We start from the raw sequence: 18,083 nt of genomic DNA on the forward strand, positions 1-18,083 counted from the left end.
CAGGCGTGTAGAAACCTTCATCTTCGGAGGGCCTCGACCCCTTCAACCAGCCGCCACGCCGCAAACCCGAACAACGCTACCTACACCCTGGATTGCGAAGAGCCCTTCTAGCTCTTGTGGAACAAGTGTGAACAGTTGTGGAGATTTGGAGTCTGGCTGTGTGAAACTACATCTCTGTAGTTCAAAAAATGCGCGATCATCGCGCGAACCGGTGTTTCCCACAATCTGTGGATACGTGTGTGGATAAGTCGTTCCTGAGGCATACTAGGCAAGCACCGATACGTCAGCTCTGCCACACTGAGCAGAGTGATCGTATGAATGTCTAGGGGAGTGTCATGGATCTAAGCGAGTTGTGGAACAGTGTGATCAGCCGATTGCAGCAGGATCCCTCAAATCCTCGCGTATCCATGGCTTTCACTTACCTGGCTCGCCCCACCGCGAAGACTGATCAGCACCTCATCGTCGAGGTTCCCTCCGGCATCGCTCGCGATCATCTCGAAACTCACCTACGCGATGCCCTGCACCAGGCGGTAGCCGAGATCACCGGCCAGGAACTTTCCCTGATTTTCGCGGTAAATCCGGAACTTGAGAACATGCCGATGTCGGCTGTGGAGGCTACCCCTGCGCCGGCTCGCGAGGTTCCGAAGACGCAGGAAGAGCCGGTGGCACCGCCGTTGAATGTCATTCACCCAAATTTTGGGGAATCATCGAGCGCGAGCACGACCGAGCCGCCCGCACGGTCCCTTGCGAAACCGACGCCATTGCCCCTCGATGATGAGGATCCTGCGCGACTGAACCCGAAGTACACGTTCGAAACGTTCGTGACCGGTCCCTCAAACCGATTTGCCCAGGCAGCGGCAACCGCTGTCGCCGAAGCTCCCGCGAAGGCATACTCCCCGCTGTTCATTTACGGGGGCTCGGGTCTGGGAAAGACCCACTTACTGCACGCAATCGGCCACTACGCTAGGCATCTTTTTTCGGGAATCCGGGTCAAGTACGTCAACTCCGAAGAGTTCACGAACGACTTCATCAACTCGATTCGAGATGACAAGGCGGAGAATTTTCAGCGCCGTTACCGCAACGTCGATGTGCTCCTCATCGATGACATCCAGTTCCTGGGTGGTAAGGAGCAGACCGTCGAAGAGTTCTTCCACACGTTCAACACGCTGTACAACGACTCGAAGCAGGTCGTCATCACCTCGGATATTCCGCCCAAGCAGCTCCAGGGTTTTGGTGACCGACTGATCTCCCGGTTCGAGATGGGATTGCTGACCGACGTCCAGCCACCGGATCTGGAAACTCGTATCGCAATCTTGCGGAAAAAGGCACAGGCTGAGAGCCTCGAAGTCGGTTCCGATGTTCTGGAGTACATCGCGACCCGCATTGTCACGAACATCCGAGAACTCGAAGGTGCCCTCATCCGAGTCACCGCATTCGCGAATCTCAACCGTACCCCGGTCGATCTGTCTCTCGCAGAACTGGTGCTGAAAGACATCATCACCGACCCCAACGGGCAAGAGATCACACCGGCCATGATCATGACGCAAACAGCGAAACACTTCGACATCAGCATCGAAGCCCTACGCTCTCCTGACCGAACGCGCACGATTGTCACCGCTCGTCAGATCGCGATGTACCTGTGCCGCGAGCTCACGGATCTGTCACTGCCGAATATCGGTGAGGCATTCGGTAAGGACCACACGACGGTCATGCACGCGGTCAAGAAGATCACCGCACAGCTGGCCGAAAAGCCCAACATCTACCAGCAAGTCAAGGATTTGACAATGAATATCCGCCAGCATGCGATGCGGGGCGGGTCCTGATTCGTGTCATTCACAGCGAGTTGTGAATGGGCTGTGGGACCGTGCGATTTTCCGTGCACAACCGAAGCCAGCATCGGGGATGCGTTGGTGAAGAGATTTTGTCACTCACATCCAAGCGCTGGTTGTACCAGAAATATCCGCACTCTATCAACAGGCCAATGCCGCGAGATCATCACCAAAAATCGAGTTACCCACAGATTCCACACCCCCTATGATGATGACTACATAGTTACAAGAATTGGATCAATCCCGAAGTACTTGGGTCTAGCGGGCATGTGAGCTTCGATGGGCCCATCACGCGGCCGGTTGATTCGTGACATTCTTAGACTGGGGCATTCGGTAGGATCCCCGGAGCATCCAAACGGAAGAAATGAGAGATCGTGAAGTTCAAGGTTGATCGAGATGTGCTGACTGAAGCCGTCACCTGGACAGCCCGTTCACTGCCGACTCGGCCGGCCGTCCCGGTGCTCGCCGGCGTCCGGATTACGGCTCGCGAGGGTGCCCTGACCTTGTCGTCTTTCGACTACGAAGTCTCCGCGAAGTGCGAACTGCCCGCGGAAATTGAGTCCGCCGGCGAGGTTCTCGTCCTCGGTCGACTGCTCGCGGATATTTGTAAGTCGCTGCCGAATAAGCCCGTGACGTTCGAGTCCGATGAGCATTCGGTGTCGCTGATCTGTGGTGCTTCCCGCTTCAACCTCCTGACGATGCCGCTGGAGGATTACCCCGCACTTCCGTCGATGCCCAATCTCGCGGGCCAGATCGAACCCGGTGTCTTTACCGATGCTGTCAGCCAGGTGTCGATCGCCGCTTCGCGTGATGACACGTTGCCGCTGCTCACCGGTGTTCTCATGGAGATCGAGGGTGAGAAGCTCACTCTCATGGCGACCGACCGCTACCGCCTCGCGCTGCGTGAACTCAACTGGATCCCGACCGATCCCGAGGTTTCGACTACCGCACTCGTGCGCGCCCGGACGCTCACCGATGTCGCGCGTTCAATGACCGCCGGCGAAGACGTGCAGGTCACCCTGGACACCGAGGGCGAAGGTTCGCTCATCGGGTTCGAGGCCGGTGGAAAGCACACGACCTCCCAGCTCGTCGAGGGTGACTACCCGAAGGTCCGTCGCCTATTCCCGGATGCCACTCCGACCTACGCCGTCGTCGATACCGCGGCGATTACGGAAGCTGTCAAGCGCGTGGCTCTGGTGGCAGAGCGCAATGCGCCGATCCGTCTGACGTTCACCGATGGTGAGCTCGCACTGGAAGCGGGCCAGGGCGAAAACGCGCAGGCGTCGGAAGCGGTCCAGGCGAGCCTCGTCGGCGAAGATCTGGTGACGGCTTACAACCCGCCGTACCTGCTCGACGGACTTTCTGTCATTCAAACGCCGTACGTGCGGTTGTCCTTCACGCACCCGTCCAAGCCGGCCGTGCTCACCGGGCAGGAAAAGCTGGATGGCGATGACGACACGACGTTCCGCTACCTCCTGATGCCGATTCGAGTTGGGGTCTAACCACTCCGTCCCGTGTACATCTCCCACCTCGCGCTCGACACGTTCCGTTCCTACGACCATGCGGTCGTGGAATTCGGTCCCGGGGCGAATGCACTGGTGGGGCTCAATGGGCAAGGAAAAACCAACCTCGTTGAGGCGATCGCCTACCTAGCGACGTTCTCGTCCCACCGGGTCGCGGCCGACACTGCCCTCGTCAAGGCGGGCCATAATGCGGGTGTCATTCGTGCAAAAGTACAAGACGCCGACCGCTCCACAATGGTGGAAGTGGAGATTCTCGCGGGAAAAGCGAACCGGGCACGCCTGAATCGGAGCCCGGTGAAGACTCGCGAGCTGCTGGGGATCATCCACTGTGTCGTCTTCGCGCCCGAAGATCTCACGCTCGTGAAGGGCGATCCGAGCGATCGACGGCGGTTCCTCGATGAGCTGCTGATCCAGTTCACGCCTAGGCTCGCGGGAGTGAAATCCGATTACGACCGTGTGCTCCGTCAACGTTCGGCGCTACTCAAAAGCGCCTATGGCCAGCAGCGTTCCGGGCGGGAGCCCGACCTTTCCACGCTGGACGTGTGGGACGATCAGGTCGCTGACCTCGGCGCTCAGCTCATCGTCGCGCGAGCGGATGTCGTTACGGAATTACAACCTCTCGTCGCTGACGCCTATGATCAGGTCGCGAGTGGTCAGTCTGTCGCTTCGATCGGCATTAAGTCCTCGCTCGGGGAGCTCGAACTCGCTGAATTACAGGATTACGACCGTATCCGCGACGCGATGAGCGAGGCCTTACGGGACAACCGCGGCCGCGAAATCGAACGCGGCGTGACGCTGACTGGCCCACATCGCGACGACTTTATGCTTCACCTGAACGAATTGCCAGCACGCGGATATGCGTCGCACGGCGAATCGTGGTCTTTTGCGCTCGCGCTCAGGCTCGCGTCCTACCAGCTGTTGAAGGCCGGTGATGAGGCCGATGGCAGAACGCCCCCGATCCTCATCCTCGATGATGTCTTTGCGGAACTCGACAAACAGCGTCGGCGCCAACTCGCGGCGATTGTCTCCGATGCCGAGCAGGTTTTTGTCACGGCGGCGGTCGATTCTGATGTGCCCGATGAGCTCGAGGCGACGTGGTACCGCGTGCATGAATCGGAGGTGAGCCGATCCGATGACTGACAAGGACGATCGTGATGCCGCGGCACTGCAGGCGTTCAACCGCGCCCAACGTTTGACGCGAGGCGTGAAATACCGGCGTGGCCGGACCGGCCATAACCGCCAGATTCACGCAGACGACCTCATCGAGGAAATCGATGCGCTGCCGCTTTCCGGGCCGGGGCTCGGTGATCCAGGTAGCGGCGCGCGGCGGTCGCGACGAGACCCGCAGCCGATCGCGAATATCGCGGAACGCTTCATCCGGATGCGCGATTGGTTCGCTGAGGTCGGTGCTGGCGCCATCCTAGGCAACTGGGAGTCCATCGTCGGTGAGCAGATGGCCAAACACTGCACCGCCGAGAAGTTCAGCGATGGTGTCCTCACGATTCGCACGTCCTCGACGGCATGGGCGACCCAGCTGAAGTTGTTACTTCCCCAAATCGAACGCCGGATCGAGGAAGAGGCGGGGGAGGGCATCGTCAGCGAAATCAAGATCCTCGGACCGGTCGCTCCGAGCTGGAAAAAAGGCCCTCGCGTGGTCAAAGGCCGGGGCCCGAGAGACACCTACAACTAAGATTATTCACAGCTTGTGGATAACTTCGGAAATCTTCGTTTTTTGCTAAACTAAAGAAGTTCAGAGCCCGTGCGAAATGCGCGTCGACCGTGGTGGCCGAATGTCTGCGTCGCCGGGCTGTATCCGTGCCTGAAGGAGTAACCCCTATCGTGGTTGACGCAACGAGCACCGAGGACCGACCGGATTACGGTGCCAGCTCTATCACCGTACTCGAAGGGCTCGAAGCAGTCCGCAAACGCCCGGGCATGTACATCGGCTCCACGGGCGAGCGCGGTCTTCACCATCTGGTCTACGAAGTCGTCGATAACGCCGTCGATGAAGCCCTCGCGGGATACTGCACCCACATCGAGGTAACGATCCAAAACGACGGGGGCATTCGCGTCGAGGACAACGGCCGCGGCATCCCGGTCGACATCCACCCGAGCGAAGGAATCCCGACCGTCCAGGTCGTCATGACGATCCTGCACGCCGGCGGTAAGTTCGGCGGCGATTCCTACGCGGTTTCCGGCGGCCTGCACGGCGTCGGTGTCTCCGTAGTCAACGCACTGTCGACCCGCGTCGAAACGGTCATTAAGCGTCAGGGATCCACGTGGTACCAGTCGTTTGCCGATGGCGGCAAGCCCGTCGGTGAGCTCCGCAAGGGGGAGCCAACCGACGAGACCGGCACAAGCCAGACGTTCTACCCGGATCCCGAAATTTTCGAGACGGTCGAGTTCGACTTCGAGACGCTGCGCGCACGCTTCCAGCAGATGGCGTTTCTCAATAAGGGCCTGAAGATCACGCTCACCGACGAGCGCGATGAAGCGACCGATGCCGGAGACGAGATCACCGGCGACTACGAGGGCGCGGCGGATGATCCGAAGCCGGGCCACCGCGAGGTCACCTACCTGTACGAGCGCGGCCTGTACGACTTCGTCGAGTATCTGAACTCCGCGAAGCGCGTCGAGCCCGTGCACAACGACGTCATCGACTTCTCGGCGGAGGACACTGACCGCAAGATTTCGCTGGAAATCGCGATGCAGTGGACGAACGGTTACTCCGAATCCGTCCACACCTACGCCAACACGATCAACACGTCCGAAGGCGGCACGCACGAAGAGGGCTTCCGCTCCGCGCTGACCTCGATCGTCAACAAGTACGCCAAGGATAAGGGCCTGCTGAAGGACAAGGACGACAACCTCACGGGCGATGACATCCGCGAGGGCCTGACGGCCGTCATCTCCATCAAGCTCGGCGAGCCGCAGTTCGAGGGCCAGACGAAGACGAAGCTCGGCAACACCGAGGCGCGCACGTTCGTCCAGCAGCAGCTGTATGCCAAGCTCGGCGACTGGTTTGATGCGCATCCGTCCGAAGCGCGCGGCATCATCCGCAAATCCCAGCAGGCCGCCGCGGCGCGCCTCGCCGCCCGCAAGGCGCGCGAAGCTACGCGCCGCAAGGGCGCGCTGGAATCCGCGTCGATGCCGGGCAAGCTCAAGGATTGCTCGTCGCGGGATGCCTCGCTGTGCGAGATCTTCCTCGTCGAGGGTGACTCGGCCGGAGGCTCGGCCGTCCAGGGCCGCGATCCCGAAACCCAGGCGATCCTGCCGCTGCGTGGAAAGATTCTCAACGTCGAAAAGGCCCGCCTCGATCGCGCCTTGTCGAACGAGGAAATCCGGGCTCTCATCACCGCGTTCGGCACCGGCATCGGCGAAGAGTTCGACATCTCCAAGCTGCGTTACTACAAAATCGTGCTGATGGCTGACGCTGACGTCGACGGCCAGCACATCGCGACGCTGCTGCTGACCCTGCTCTTCCGCTATATGAAGCCGCTCGTCGAAGGTGGCTACGTGTACCTCGCCCAGCCGCCGCTGTACCGCGTGAAGTGGACGAACGCCCCGCACCAGTACGTGTACAGCGACAAGGAGCGCGACGCCGCCCTCGAGCAGGGCCGCGCTGCCGGTAATCGCCTGCCCAAGGAAGGCGGCATCCAGCGCTACAAGGGCCTCGGCGAGATGAACGACCACGAGCTGTGGGAAACGACCATGAATCCCGAAACGCGCACCCTGAAGAAGGTGTCCATCGGGGAGGCGGCCGCGGCCGACGAGATCTTCTCCATCCTCATGGGCGAAGACGTCGAATCCCGCCGCACCTTTATCCAACGTAATGCCAAGGACGTCCGGTTCCTCGATATCTAACGAGCAACCCCCCGACGCGAAAGAAGTATCACTGTGAGCGATGAGCACACCAGCGACAACCTCGATGTCGTAACCGAGGGCCGCGACCGGATCGAGATGGTCGACCTCAAGACCGAGATGAAGCGGTCTTACCTCGACTACGCCATGTCCGTTATTGTCGGCCGTGCCCTGCCCGACGTCCGCGATGGCCTGAAGCCTGTCCACCGCCGCGTGATTTACGCGATGTACGACGGCGGCTACCGCCCCGACAGCGCATTCTTTAAGTCGGCGCGCATCGTCGGCGATGTTATTTCGAACTACCACCCACACGGCGACTCGCCGATTTACGACACCCTCGTGCGTCTTGTCCAGCCATGGTCAATGCGCTATCCGCTCGCTGTCGGCCAAGGTAACTTCGGCTCCGCCGGTGACCAGGGCGCTGCGGCCCCGCGTTATACCGAGGCCAAGATGGCGCCGATAGCCATCGAAATGGTGCGGGATATCGAGCGTGACACCGTCGACTTCCAGGACAACTACGACGGCCGCAATCAGGAGCCCGTCGTCCTGCCCGCGCGGTTCCCGAACCTGCTCGTCAACGGCTCCGAAGGCATCGCCGTCGGTATGGCTACCCGCATCCCGCCGCACAACCTGCGCGAAGTCGCCGAGGGCGTCAAGTGGCTGCTGGAGAACCCCGAAGCCGAAAACGAAGAACTCCTCGAGGCGCTGCTCAAGCGCATCAAGGGCCCCGATTTCCCGACGGGCGCCCAGATCCTTGGGACCCGCGGTGTCGAAGAGGCCTACCGCACTGGCCGCGGCTCGATCACGATGCGCGCGGTCGTCGAGGTCGACGAAATCAACGGCCGCACGTGCCTCGTCGTCACCGAACTGCCCTACCAGGTCAACCCCGACCGACTCCTGAAGCGCATCGCCGAAGGCGTCAACGAAGGCCGCCTGCCCGGCATCGCCGACATCCGCGACGAGTCCTCCGGCCGTACCGGCCAGCGCCTCGTCATCATCCTGAAACGCGACGCCGTCGCCAAGGTTGTGCTCAACAACCTGTACAAGCACACGGCGATGCAGTTGAACTTCCCGGCGAACATGCTCGCGCTCGTCGATGGCGTGCCGCGCACGTTGTCGATCGACGGTTTCATCCGCCACTGGGTGAACCACCAGATCGACGTCATCGTCCGCCGCACCCGCTACCTGCTGCACAAGGCGCAGGAGCGCATGCACTTGCTCGAGGGCTACATGAAGGCCCTTGACGCGCTCGACGAGGTCATTGCCCTTATCCGCGCCTCCCGCACGACGGAAGACGCCCGCAACGGCCTCATGGAGCTCCTCGAGATCGACGAGGTCCAGGCCGAAGCGATCCTGTCGATGCAGCTGCGTCGCCTCGCCGCCCTCGAGCGGATGAAGATCCAGCAGGAATACGACGAGCTCAAGGAACAGATCCTCGACTACGAGGACATCATCGCGACGCCGGAGCGCCAGCGCTCCATCGTCGGCGAAGAACTCGACGCCCTCGTCGCAAAGTACGGCGACGAGCGCCGCACGACGATCCTGCCCTTCGACGGCGAGATGAGCATGGAAGACCTCATCCCCGAAGAAGACATCGTCGTCACGATCACCCGCGGCGGCTACGCAAAGCGCACTCGCATCGACAACTACCGCTCCCAGCGGCGCGGCGGCAAGGGCGTGCGCGGCGCGGCCCTGCGCGAGGACGACATCGTCGAGCATTTCTTCACGACGACGACGCACCACTGGCTGCTGTTCTTCACGAACCTCGGCCGCGTCTACCGCGCCAAGGCGTACGAACTGCCCGAGGGCGGCCGCGATGCCAAGGGCCAGCACGTCGCGAACCTGCTCGCCTTCCAGCCCGATGAGCGCATCGCCGAAGTCCTCGCGGTTCGGGACTACGAACACGCAGACTACCTGGTCCTCGCCACCCGCGAAGGCCTCGTGAAGAAGACGTACCTGACCGAATACGACTCCAACCGCTCCGGCGGCGTCATCGCGATCCGCCTGCGCGAGGACGAGGACGGCAACCCCGATCAGCTCGTCTCCGCGCGCCTGGCCTGCCAGGGCGACGACCTCATCCTCGTGTCGAAGAAGGGCCAGTCGATCCGCTTCACCGCGACCGACGACGCGCTGCGCCCCATGGGCCGCGCGACCTCCGGCGTCATGGGCATGCGCTTCAAGGACGGCGACGAGCTCCTCACGATGGACGTCGTCGAGGACGATGCCGACCTGTTCGTCGTCACCGAGGGCGGCTTCGCCAAGCGCACCCGCCTGTCGGAATACCGCGTCCAGGGCCGCGGCGGCATGGGCATCAAGGTCGCGAATCTCGTCGAACAGCGCGGCGATCTCGTCGGCGCACTTGTGACTCACGGAGCCGATGAGGTCCTTGTCATCATGGAACGTGGCAAGATCGTTCGTACAAAGGTCGCGGAAGTGAACCTGACCGGGCGCAATACCCAGGGCGTCACGTTCGCGAAGCCTGACAAGGGGGACCGTATCATCGCGGTGACCTTGAACAACGAAACCGACGATGTAGATGACGACGAGGACCAGTCGTCTGAGGAGGCGTAATGAGCCAGGAGAACAAGGGAGACAGCGCCGCGGACACGACCGTCGACGCCTCCTACTGGCAGGACACCACACAGCCCGTCTCCGACGCGTCGACGCCGCCTCCCCCGGAAACCGACGTCGCGCCGGAGCCCGCCGCGGACGAGGACAAGCCTCGCACGGGATTCACCCTCCGCCGCGGCGAAGGCCTCACAACGGGCCTGCAGGTCGACTACCGCGTCGTCCAGCGCGTCGACCCGTGGTCGGTCATGAAGCTCGGCTTCCTGCTGTCGATCGCCATCGGCATCATGACGGTCATTGCCGCCGCGCTCGCGTGGCTGCTGCTCGACTCGTTCCAGGTGTTCTCCTCGATCACGCAGATCATCGGCGAGATCGACACGTCCTCGGGCGAGTTCTCCAAGCTGCTCGGCTACCTGCACTTCGACAAGATCATCTCGATCGCGACCATCATCGCCATCGTCAACACGATCCTGCTCACCGCCCTCATGACGATCGGCGCGTTCATTTACAACATCGTCGCCTCGCTCGTCGGAGGGATCCACGTCACCCTCGTCGAGGAGTGAGCGGGAACACCCTCACCCAGTTTGGGAATGAGCCGGAACATGAGATATTCTCATGTGGCCCGGGCCTATAGCTCAGTCGGTTAGAGCGCTTCCCTGATAAGGAAGAGGTCGCTGGTTCGAGTCCAGCTAGGCCCACCGTGAATCCGTACAAGGAGGGCACCATGAAGAAGATTCTGGCAATCGCCGCCGCATCCATCGCCGGGTATGCCCTGTGGGTCAAGATCCAGCAGGAGCGCGAAGAGCGCGATATCTGGGCCGAGGTCACCGACAGCTTCGGAGAGACTCCAGAAGACCTCATCGCCTTCCAGAAGTAGACTTCCTCTACGAAGGGGCCATGGCGCAATTGGTAGCGCACCTGCTTTGCAAGCAGGGGGTTAGGGGTTCGAGTCCCCTTGGCTCCACCCAAAGTGTCTTACGGGAACACTCGACATCGAAAGATGTGGAGTGTTCCCGTTTGGCTTCCTCTCTCTCGCCGTCGTGGTTGTCGTGTGCTTCGCGGATGATGGTGGCGAACGGTTCCGCCAGACGTGGGCGTAGTTGTTCGTCGTGCTCGGCGAGGCACTGGTTCACGTCGGCGAGGCCTGCCCGGATGCGCTCGTGATGACGCTGCCCGTTTGCGCGACCGCTTCGACCATGCCGGCGCGCGTACCGAGGTGCTCGGCCTCGTGGCGCGCGGTGGACGAGGAAGATCGTGTAGTCGATGCTGAGCGCGACGAGGAACAGGAACGCGAGGATCGGTACCTGCAGGTCGAGCGCCTGCTGATCGAACAGGACTCGGCTCAGCCACGAACCCGCGCCGATCGCCGCGACGGCGCCCACCTGGGCATCGGCGTTCGCGATCGGGTGTACGGTTTCGCGCAGTTCGGCGACCTGGTTCAGGCTTTGCTCGGTGCTCGGCGAGTACTCGCTCGTCACCATGACCTTCGTCGGCGCACCGTCGGCATTCTGGCCCACGGGATGCGCCCGCACGACGCCCTCGACGTCGTTCGCGGCAGCGACGACGTTTTCAGCAGCGGTGGAATTGGCAACGATCCAGATCGCTGCGCCTCCCCGGGCGGGAAGTGCTCCGACAGGGTCTGCAGGCCCGTCGCCGATTCGGACTGCACGCGGAATTTTTCGAGATGGTCGAGGCCGACCGGCGTGCCGAACAGGCCGCTCGCCATGACGGCGAGCAGGGCGATACCGCCGACGAGACTGGCCGCGGGCCGCTTCGCGACGTCGAGGCAAGAATCGCCGACACGGTATTGCGCCACGCGGTCGCGAGCGCCGCCCGGTCATTGTCGGTGCGTTGGAGTTCCTCGCGGTAGCGCGAAATCAGCAGCAGCGCGTAGTTCGTGCCGGCACCGAAAACGAGCACGCTGACGATTCCCGCGTCGAACGCGAAGCCCCACGCCGTGCCCGCGGCCGCGACGTCCTCACTGACCATCGGACCCTGCGACTCGCCGGCCGCATGCGACAGCAGCACTGGCAGCAAACCCTTAAGGTCGGCGACGTCCGTCTCCGACAGTTCAGCCCCGTCATTGCGGGAGGCGACGACGAGCACCGACTGCTGATCGGCGTTCGGGAACGTCCCGAGCAGATCAGAAACCTGTGACGCTTCGGAATTGACGGGGGCCTGACGTTAGCGGACGGCGCCTGCGCACCGCGAAACACGCCGAACAAGACAGTGACGATAAGGAGCGCTTACCCAAGGGCGACCAACGCGCCCCGGCGCGAGGTCAGCCGGTCAGCAAGATGCGGACGAGTTGATAATTCAGCCATGACACCCACTTCACCAAGCGCACGGATCTCCCCACACCGTGGAAGTGGTGGAACTTCCTGTCAACCAAATGGTTAATATATCCGCCGAAGGCGCAGTTTTTGGCGACGCGATAGGGTCGAAGTGATGTGTACGACAGGGGGCTTACATCATGACTCGACGTTCGATTCCGACTCGCGCCGCCGCCATCGGCGCACTCCTCGCGTTGTCGATCGCCGCGTGCACACCGACCGGCGATAAACCCGGCGAGAACTGACCGAGTGCGGCGCCGACGACCTCGGCCGCGCAACCGACAGACAGCGCGTCGCCCGAACCGACGGCCACCGAATCCGAAGAGCCGACCGAAACTCCAGACCCGAGCGGCCGCAAGGCCAGCAATGTTCCAATGGAAAAGCTCAAGCCGGGCGAAAAGCCGCCGCAGTTCATCATCGTGTCGTTCGACGGCGCCGGCTCGCACACGAAGTGGCAAGAATTCATGGCGGTCGCCAAGAAGCACGACGCGCGTTTCGTCGGCTTCGTGACCGGCACCTACTTCATCGACGATGCGAAGAAGTCCGTCTACCAGGGGCCCGGCCACAAGGCGGGCAAGTCCTCGGTTGGTTTCGGCGGCGATGTCGAGCGGATCCGCAACCTCGTCAACGATCTCAATGAGGCCTACGAGGCCGGCCACGAAATCGGCACTCACTACAACGGCCACTTCTGTGTCGGCGCTGCCCTATCGGGCAACGACTGGTCGATCGCGGACTGGACGAACGAGATTGAGCAGTTCAAAAAGTTTTTGACCGACCACAAAAAGATCAACGGATACGACGACTCCTTCCCCGACCTCAAGGTGCCGGTCGACCACATCAAGGGCGGACGCACCCCCTGCCTCGAAGGCAAGCTCGACCGCATGATCCCCGCGTGGAAGGACGCCGGCTTCACCTACGACACGTCGATGGTGCTCTCCAGCGGGCTGTCGTGGCCGGTGAACAAGGACGGGATCTGGAAGTTCCAGATGCCCGTCGTGAACTCGCCTGCCTTCAAGTTGCTCAACTTTGATCCCGCACGTGACCCCGAGGCTGCCGCCACGTTCGATGCCACGTGGCAAAAGCTCTCCGAGGGGGGCACCGCCTTGATGCCCCTCGACGAGTACCCCTTCAATCCACGCTAAGGCTGGATTCAAGACCGCTTCGGAGTCTCGTGGCAGCTCATGTTGACCAATCCCGACGGGGAGCCCCGGCCCTTTGTCACCACGCAGCTCATGTTTGGTGGCGACGCACAAAACCGCGCGAAAGAAGCGATCGAGTACTATCTCGCGACCTTCCAAAACTCGCGTGCAGACACCATCGTGCCCTATCCCGAACCGACCGGACCCGCACCCGCGGGCGGCATCATGTTCGCCGAATTCCAACTCGAGAACCAGTGGTTTTCGGCCATGGACTCCGGCGTTGAACAGTACTTCTCGTTCACACACGGGGTCTCGCTTGCGGTCAAATGCCGCGACCAGGACGAGATCGACCGCTACTGGTCAGCGCTTTCCGCCGTTCCCGAGGCGGAGCAGTGTGGCTGGTGCATGGACCAATTCGGCGTCAGCTGGCAGATCCAGCCCGAGAACACCACCGATCTCATGGCCGATCCGGCCTGCTTTCAGCGACTGGAACACATAAAGAAGATCGACATCGCCGAACTGATCGGCGAGTAGCAGCCCGATGGGCGGGTAGGACGCAGTGAGCCTCCTACCCGCCCATCGGCGTACGCGGTCTAGGACAGCGCAGTCTTCCGGCGCACGATCAGTGCCCCGAGGCCGCCGAGCAGCAGCGCACCCGCACCGATCGCGAGCGCCACGCCGCTCGACCCCGTGATCGGCAGGGCCGGCTGGCTAGATGTGCTCGGAGCAGCGGTAGCGGTCGGCGAGACCGGTTCCGACGGATCCGCGGTCGGCTGCATCGTCGGCTCGTCCGTCGGGGCCACGGTTGGTTCCTCGGTGGGTTCGACCGTGGGCTCCTCGGTTGGCTCGACCGTCGGTTCCTCAGTCGGCTCCTCCGTGGGTTCCGGCTTTGTCTCCACGAGCTGGATGGTCGGCTCCGACAGCTTAATCGTCGTCACGTCCGAGCCCGAGGTCGATACCCATGTCGTTTCCGGCGTGAATGAACCCTTGTCGAGGTCCGCCTGCGTCACCACGTGGTACGGGAACGGGCAGTCATACGACTTGTTGCCACCGAGTGTGGAGTAGCGGCAGTTCTTCTTGGCGGTGGCGGGATCGAAATCCTCGAGATTGCCCGATGGCACGACTTTCGTCGTCGCGTTCGACAGGTTCGTGACGTGGAAGTTGAACTTCAGTACGTCGCCGACGGCGTAGGGGAGCTCCTTCGGGTTCGTGTGCTTCACGGTGACGGCGATGCGCCCGTCGACCTCATCGGCGGTCTTCGGGACGATGACGCTTAGCGTTCCGCTCGAGATGCGCCCGTTCTTATCGGTGAGGGTGAGCGGGATCTGGTAGGTGCCACTCGACGCGCCGGCGGGGACAGCGACCTTCGCTGTGACGGTGGTCGTGCCACTCGCGGCAAGCTTCGTGAGCGTTCCGTCGAGCTCGACGGTCCAGCCCTGCGGCGCTTTCGCGGTGAGGGAATCGACGCTGATCGCGGGGCCGAATTGGTTCTGCACCGTGATCTCGGCGCTGCCGGTCGTGCCGCGTTCGATCTCGACTTCGTTGGCGGTCAGCGGCGCGCACAGCCCGTTCAGCCACGAGGTGTTGAACTTCGAGAAGATGATGCCGTTATGGCCGGGCTCCCACAGGAGACCGATCTTGCCATCGGGCAGTGTCGCGAGCGTGGAGTAGGCCATCTGGCCCTTTGCGAAGACCTTGGAGATCGGCCACGTCTTGCCGTCATCGCAAGAGACGCGCACCGTCCCGTTGGAGCGGTTGTCGGTCGTGGCGGCGTTCGAGAACAGGAGGACCTTTGCCTCGGGGCTGCCCTGCTTCGCATTCGGGAATGCGCGCAGGATTGAGCCGTTATTCGTCGGGTCGATGAGCTGCTTGTCGTAATGCCACGGCCCGTAGGAATGTCCGCCGTCGGTCGAGTACGCGATCTTGCGGTAGCCGGAGCGGGCCGAGTCGCGCGAGTTCAGCATGACGGTGCCATCGGAGAGCTCGACGGTCTTGTTCTCATCCATCCCGGTGCCGAACGGCTCGCCAGACTTCCAGGTTTTGCCGTGGTCATCGGAGTAGATCGAGACGGACTGCAGGTCCCCGTTCGGCGGCAGGATCGCGTACTGCTGGATCAGGCGACCCTTGTACTTGCCGTACTTCAGTTGGATGCCCTGGCCGGAGGAGGCAAAGCGCGATCGGATCGACAGATCCGGCGTAATCTCGGCCGTGATATCGCGGCTCGTCCACGTCTTGCCATCGTCATCGGACTGCGCGACATAGGCGTGCAGGACCTCGCGGTCGTTCGGGTCGACGCCCGGCTTGGAACCGAAGAAGCCCTGGTTATAGGACTTCACGTGGAAGTTGAAGATCGTTCCGGTCTCTCGATCGACGAGGTAACTCGGATCCGAATACCCCTCCTTGGGGTCGGCCTTACCCGCATTGATGACGGTCTGCTCGCCCCAGGTCTTTCCGTTGTCCTCCGAACGGCGTTGCAGGATCGAGTTCGGGCCCGGCGCATCGATGCCGGTGGGGCGTCCGTCGTAGGATGCAAGGATGGTTCCTGCGTTAGTGACTGCGAGGGCCGGAATGCGGTAGTTCGGGAAGACCCCGTCGCCTCCCATAGCCAGTTGCTGCTGAGTGTATTGCGGTTGATCATCCGACCACAGGGAGTCGGCGTCATAGTCGCCTGAGGGCGCGGCCGACACGGGTAGAGCGAGCAGCATGGTGAGGGCGCATACGCCGATGGCGAGGCGAGAGGATCTCATCGGGTCTCCTTTGACTGGCACGTCTGATCATACGTCAGATCTCCACCAATGTTACATGGCAGGTGGGCGAGCGGGACGTGGTTATCGCGGGAAAAATCCGGCTAGCCTGAGAACAGATGGCAATCTTCCGGGACACGAAAGCGGGCGTAGCTATGGGCAAGAATCAGTGGTGGCGCGACCAGGTGGTCTATCAGATCTACCCCCGATCATTCGCAGACTCCAACGGCGACGGAATCGGTGACCTGCGCGGGACCATCGACCACGTCGACCACCTGGCCCAACTCGGCGTCGGCGTCGTGTGGCTCTCACCGATCTGTGCCTCACCGCAAGACGACAACGGCTACGACATCTCGAACTACCAGCAGATCGACCCGATGTTCGGCACGCTCGAGGACTTCGACGAACTCGTCGCCGCCCTGCACGCGCGCGACATCCGCCTCGTCATGGACCTCGTCGTCAACCACACCTCCGATGAGCACGAGTGGTTCATCGAATCCGCCTCCGCGAAGGACTCACCCAAACGCGACTGGTATATCTGGCGCGAGGGCAAGGACGGGAAGGAACCCAATAATTGGGAGTCGTTCTTCTCGGGCCCGACGTGGGAGTGGAACGAAGCCACCCAGCAGTACTACCTCCACCTATTCAGCAAGAAACAGCCTGACCTCAACTGGGAAAACCCCGAGGTGCGGCAGGCCGTCTACGCGATGATGCGCTGGTGGCTGGAGCGTGGTGTCGACGGCTTCCGTATGGACGTCATCAACCTCATCTCTAAGGTGCCGGGCCTGCCCGACGGCCCGGTCGGCCCGACGGGGCGCGGCTCCTGCTTCGACGCGTGCGCGAACGGGCCTCGCTTCCACGAATTCCTCGCCGAGATGCGCCGCGAGGTCTTCGACGCCTACCCGGATCGCACGTTCCTCACGGTGGGGGAGACGCCCGGCATCGGGATCGACGATGCGCTGAAGTGCTCAGACCCCGCACGCGGCGAAGTCGACATGGTCTTCCAGTTCGAACACGTCGGTCTCGACAACAATCCCGGCGACAAGTTCGCGATCGACCGGCCCGAGCATACACTCACGAATCTCGCCGGAAACCTCGCAGCCTGGCAGGAGGGGATGGACGAGCGCGGCTGGAATTCGCTGTACTTCGAAAACCACGATCAGCCACGATCGGTCAGCCGCTGGGGCGATGACTCCGAAGAGATCTCGCCCGCTGGCGGGACGTGGCGAGAACGATCCGCAAAGGCGCTCGCGGGCATGCTGCACGCGCACCGCGGGACGCCGTACGTCTACCAGGGACAGGAACTCGGGATGAACAACACCCCGTGGCAGCGCCTGTCGGAGTTCCGCGACCTCGAGGTCCTCAACTATGTCGCGGTGCGTCAGGCCGAAGGAAAAGTTTTCGACGACATGCTCGCCGGCATCGCGCGAGTCAACCGCGATAACGCGCGCACACCGATGCAATGGAGTGGCGAACCGGGTGCCGGATTCTCGACGGGCGAGCCGTGGATTGCCGTGAACCCGGCGGCCGCGTACATCAACGCGGCAGCCCAGGTGGGTAAGCCCGGTTCGGTTTTCGAGTTCTATCGCGCCCTGATCGCGCTGCGCCGCGAGAACCCGGTACTCGTCCACGGCGACTTCGAGCTGCTCTCGCCGCTCGCCGACTGCGCCCATCCAGACCTGTGGGCGGTGCGTCGGATGTTCGACGGAGAGAGCCTGACGGCGCTTGCGAACTTCTCGCGGGAAGACGCCGAGGTACCTAGCGAGTGGTGGCCGCAGGGCGCGAGCGTCGTCCTCGGCAGTGACCTTGACGCGGACGCGCGCGTGCTGCGCGGCTGGGAGTTCGTGTTCCTGTCGCACAGGGCCGACCGTGCGACAGGTGGTCGTTCAGCGTGTGGGGCAGATACTGCTCGACGATCTAGATATCGCGGACCCGACTGTGGACGAGGTTGGACAGGGCCACATCGATGAGCCGGTAGCTTCCGCCCATTGGCAGGGCCGGTTTCACTCGATGATCGGTGAGCGCCCCGAGCCGGGATTCCTTGCCGCCGGCGAGAATGATCGCGGCAGGCGAGGTCATCATTGAG

15 protein-coding genes and 2 tRNA genes are annotated in these 18,083 nt (G+C 62.3%); 14 read left to right on the top strand and 3 right to left on the bottom strand.

The annotated features are described in order from the left end of the window. Positions 1–335 precede the first annotated feature (335 nt). The 10 genes from dnaA (at position 336) to BSZ39_RS04650 (ending at position 10,745) form a co-directional block, all read left to right on the top strand. Entirely contained in the window at positions 336–1,823 is a 1,488-nt protein-coding gene (dnaA, locus tag BSZ39_RS04610; RefSeq protein ID WP_073716209.1) for a chromosomal replication initiator protein DnaA, read from the top strand. Positions 1,824–2,203: 380 nt separating this feature from the next. Then, positions 2,204–3,331: a DNA polymerase III subunit beta gene (gene dnaN, locus BSZ39_RS04615; RefSeq protein WP_073716210.1), complete on the top strand. Its 1,128-nt coding sequence runs from the start codon at positions 2,204–2,206 to the stop codon at positions 3,329–3,331. Between the two features lie 12 nt (positions 3,332–3,343). Then, entirely contained in the window at positions 3,344–4,492 is a 1,149-nt protein-coding gene (gene recF / locus BSZ39_RS04620) for a DNA replication/repair protein RecF (protein WP_073716211.1), read from the top strand. Beyond that, positions 4,485–5,042 carry a DciA family protein gene (locus BSZ39_RS04625; RefSeq protein WP_073716212.1) on the top strand — a complete coding sequence of 186 codons (558 nt, stop codon included), beginning with the start codon at positions 4,485–4,487 and terminating at the stop codon, positions 5,040–5,042. The genes recF and BSZ39_RS04625 overlap by 8 nt, the downstream gene beginning before the upstream one ends. A 149-nt stretch (positions 5,043–5,191) precedes the next feature. Continuing rightward, on the top strand, positions 5,192–7,216 hold the full coding sequence (gyrB, locus tag BSZ39_RS04630) for a DNA topoisomerase (ATP-hydrolyzing) subunit B (protein ID WP_073716213.1): 2,025 nt from the start codon (positions 5,192–5,194) through the stop codon (positions 7,214–7,216). Positions 7,217–7,312: 96 nt separating this feature from the next. After that, positions 7,313–9,784 carry a DNA gyrase subunit A gene (gene gyrA, locus BSZ39_RS04635; RefSeq protein WP_083602952.1) on the top strand — a complete coding sequence of 824 codons (2,472 nt, stop codon included), beginning with the start codon at positions 7,313–7,315 and terminating at the stop codon, positions 9,782–9,784. Next, positions 9,784–10,344: a DUF3566 domain-containing protein gene (locus tag BSZ39_RS13175; RefSeq protein ID WP_083602948.1), complete on the top strand. Its 561-nt coding sequence runs from the start codon at positions 9,784–9,786 to the stop codon at positions 10,342–10,344. The genes gyrA and BSZ39_RS13175 overlap by 1 nt, the downstream gene beginning before the upstream one ends. Positions 10,345–10,405: 61 nt before the next feature. Beyond that, a tRNA-Ile gene (locus BSZ39_RS04645) sits at positions 10,406–10,479 on the top strand. A gap of 26 nt (positions 10,480–10,505) precedes the next feature. After that, complete coding sequence (locus tag BSZ39_RS13835; RefSeq protein ID WP_158025088.1) at positions 10,506–10,658, top strand: DLW-39 family protein; 153 nt, start codon at positions 10,506–10,508, stop codon at positions 10,656–10,658. A gap of 14 nt (positions 10,659–10,672) precedes the next feature. Further along, positions 10,673–10,745, top strand: a tRNA-Ala gene (locus BSZ39_RS04650). Positions 10,746–11,350: 605 nt separating this feature from the next. On the opposite strand, the gene BSZ39_RS14565 is transcribed toward BSZ39_RS04650, so the two are convergent. Then, positions 11,351–11,701, bottom strand: coding sequence for an MMPL family transporter (locus BSZ39_RS14565; RefSeq protein ID WP_425425668.1), 351 nt, complete (start codon positions 11,699–11,701; stop codon positions 11,351–11,353). On the opposite strand from BSZ39_RS14565, the gene BSZ39_RS14570 reads away from it, so the two are divergent. The 3 genes from BSZ39_RS14570 to BSZ39_RS04670 all read left to right on the top strand — a co-directional run bounded on the left by BSZ39_RS14570 (position 11,633) and on the right by BSZ39_RS04670 (position 13,787). Beyond that, entirely contained in the window at positions 11,633–11,938 is a 306-nt protein-coding gene (locus tag BSZ39_RS14570) for a hypothetical protein (protein WP_245792426.1), read from the top strand. The genes BSZ39_RS14565 and BSZ39_RS14570 overlap by 69 nt on opposite strands. Before the next feature lie 550 nt (positions 11,939–12,488). Continuing rightward, on the top strand, positions 12,489–13,256 hold the full coding sequence (locus tag BSZ39_RS04665) for a polysaccharide deacetylase family protein (RefSeq protein WP_073716217.1): 768 nt from the start codon (positions 12,489–12,491) through the stop codon (positions 13,254–13,256). A gap of 39 nt (positions 13,257–13,295) precedes the next feature. Continuing rightward, on the top strand, positions 13,296–13,787 hold the full coding sequence (locus BSZ39_RS04670) for a VOC family protein (protein ID WP_073716218.1): 492 nt from the start codon (positions 13,296–13,298) through the stop codon (positions 13,785–13,787). A gap of 59 nt (positions 13,788–13,846) precedes the next feature. On the opposite strand, the gene BSZ39_RS04675 is transcribed toward BSZ39_RS04670, so the two are convergent. Further along, the gene (locus BSZ39_RS04675) at positions 13,847–16,000 is read right to left on the bottom strand and encodes an exo-alpha-sialidase (protein WP_073716219.1); all 2,154 of its coding nucleotides are present in this window, start codon (positions 15,998–16,000) and stop codon (positions 13,847–13,849) included. Positions 16,001–16,116: 116 nt separating this feature from the next. Between BSZ39_RS04675 and BSZ39_RS04680 the strand changes: the two genes are divergently transcribed. Continuing rightward, positions 16,117–17,967: an alpha-glucosidase gene (locus BSZ39_RS04680; RefSeq protein ID WP_222842862.1), complete on the top strand. Its 1,851-nt coding sequence runs from the start codon at positions 16,117–16,119 to the stop codon at positions 17,965–17,967. Here the strand turns inward: BSZ39_RS04680 and BSZ39_RS04685 are convergent. Next, complete coding sequence (locus tag BSZ39_RS04685) at positions 17,915–18,079, bottom strand: sugar phosphate nucleotidyltransferase (protein ID WP_222842863.1); 165 nt, start codon at positions 18,077–18,079, stop codon at positions 17,915–17,917. The two genes, BSZ39_RS04680 and BSZ39_RS04685, sit on opposite strands and share 53 nt — an antisense overlap. Positions 18,080–18,083 lie beyond the last annotated feature (4 nt).

It is taken from the genome of Bowdeniella nasicola (assembly GCF_001907295.1).
Taxonomy (GTDB): Bacteria; Actinomycetota; Actinomycetes; order Actinomycetales; family Actinomycetaceae; genus Bowdeniella; species Bowdeniella nasicola.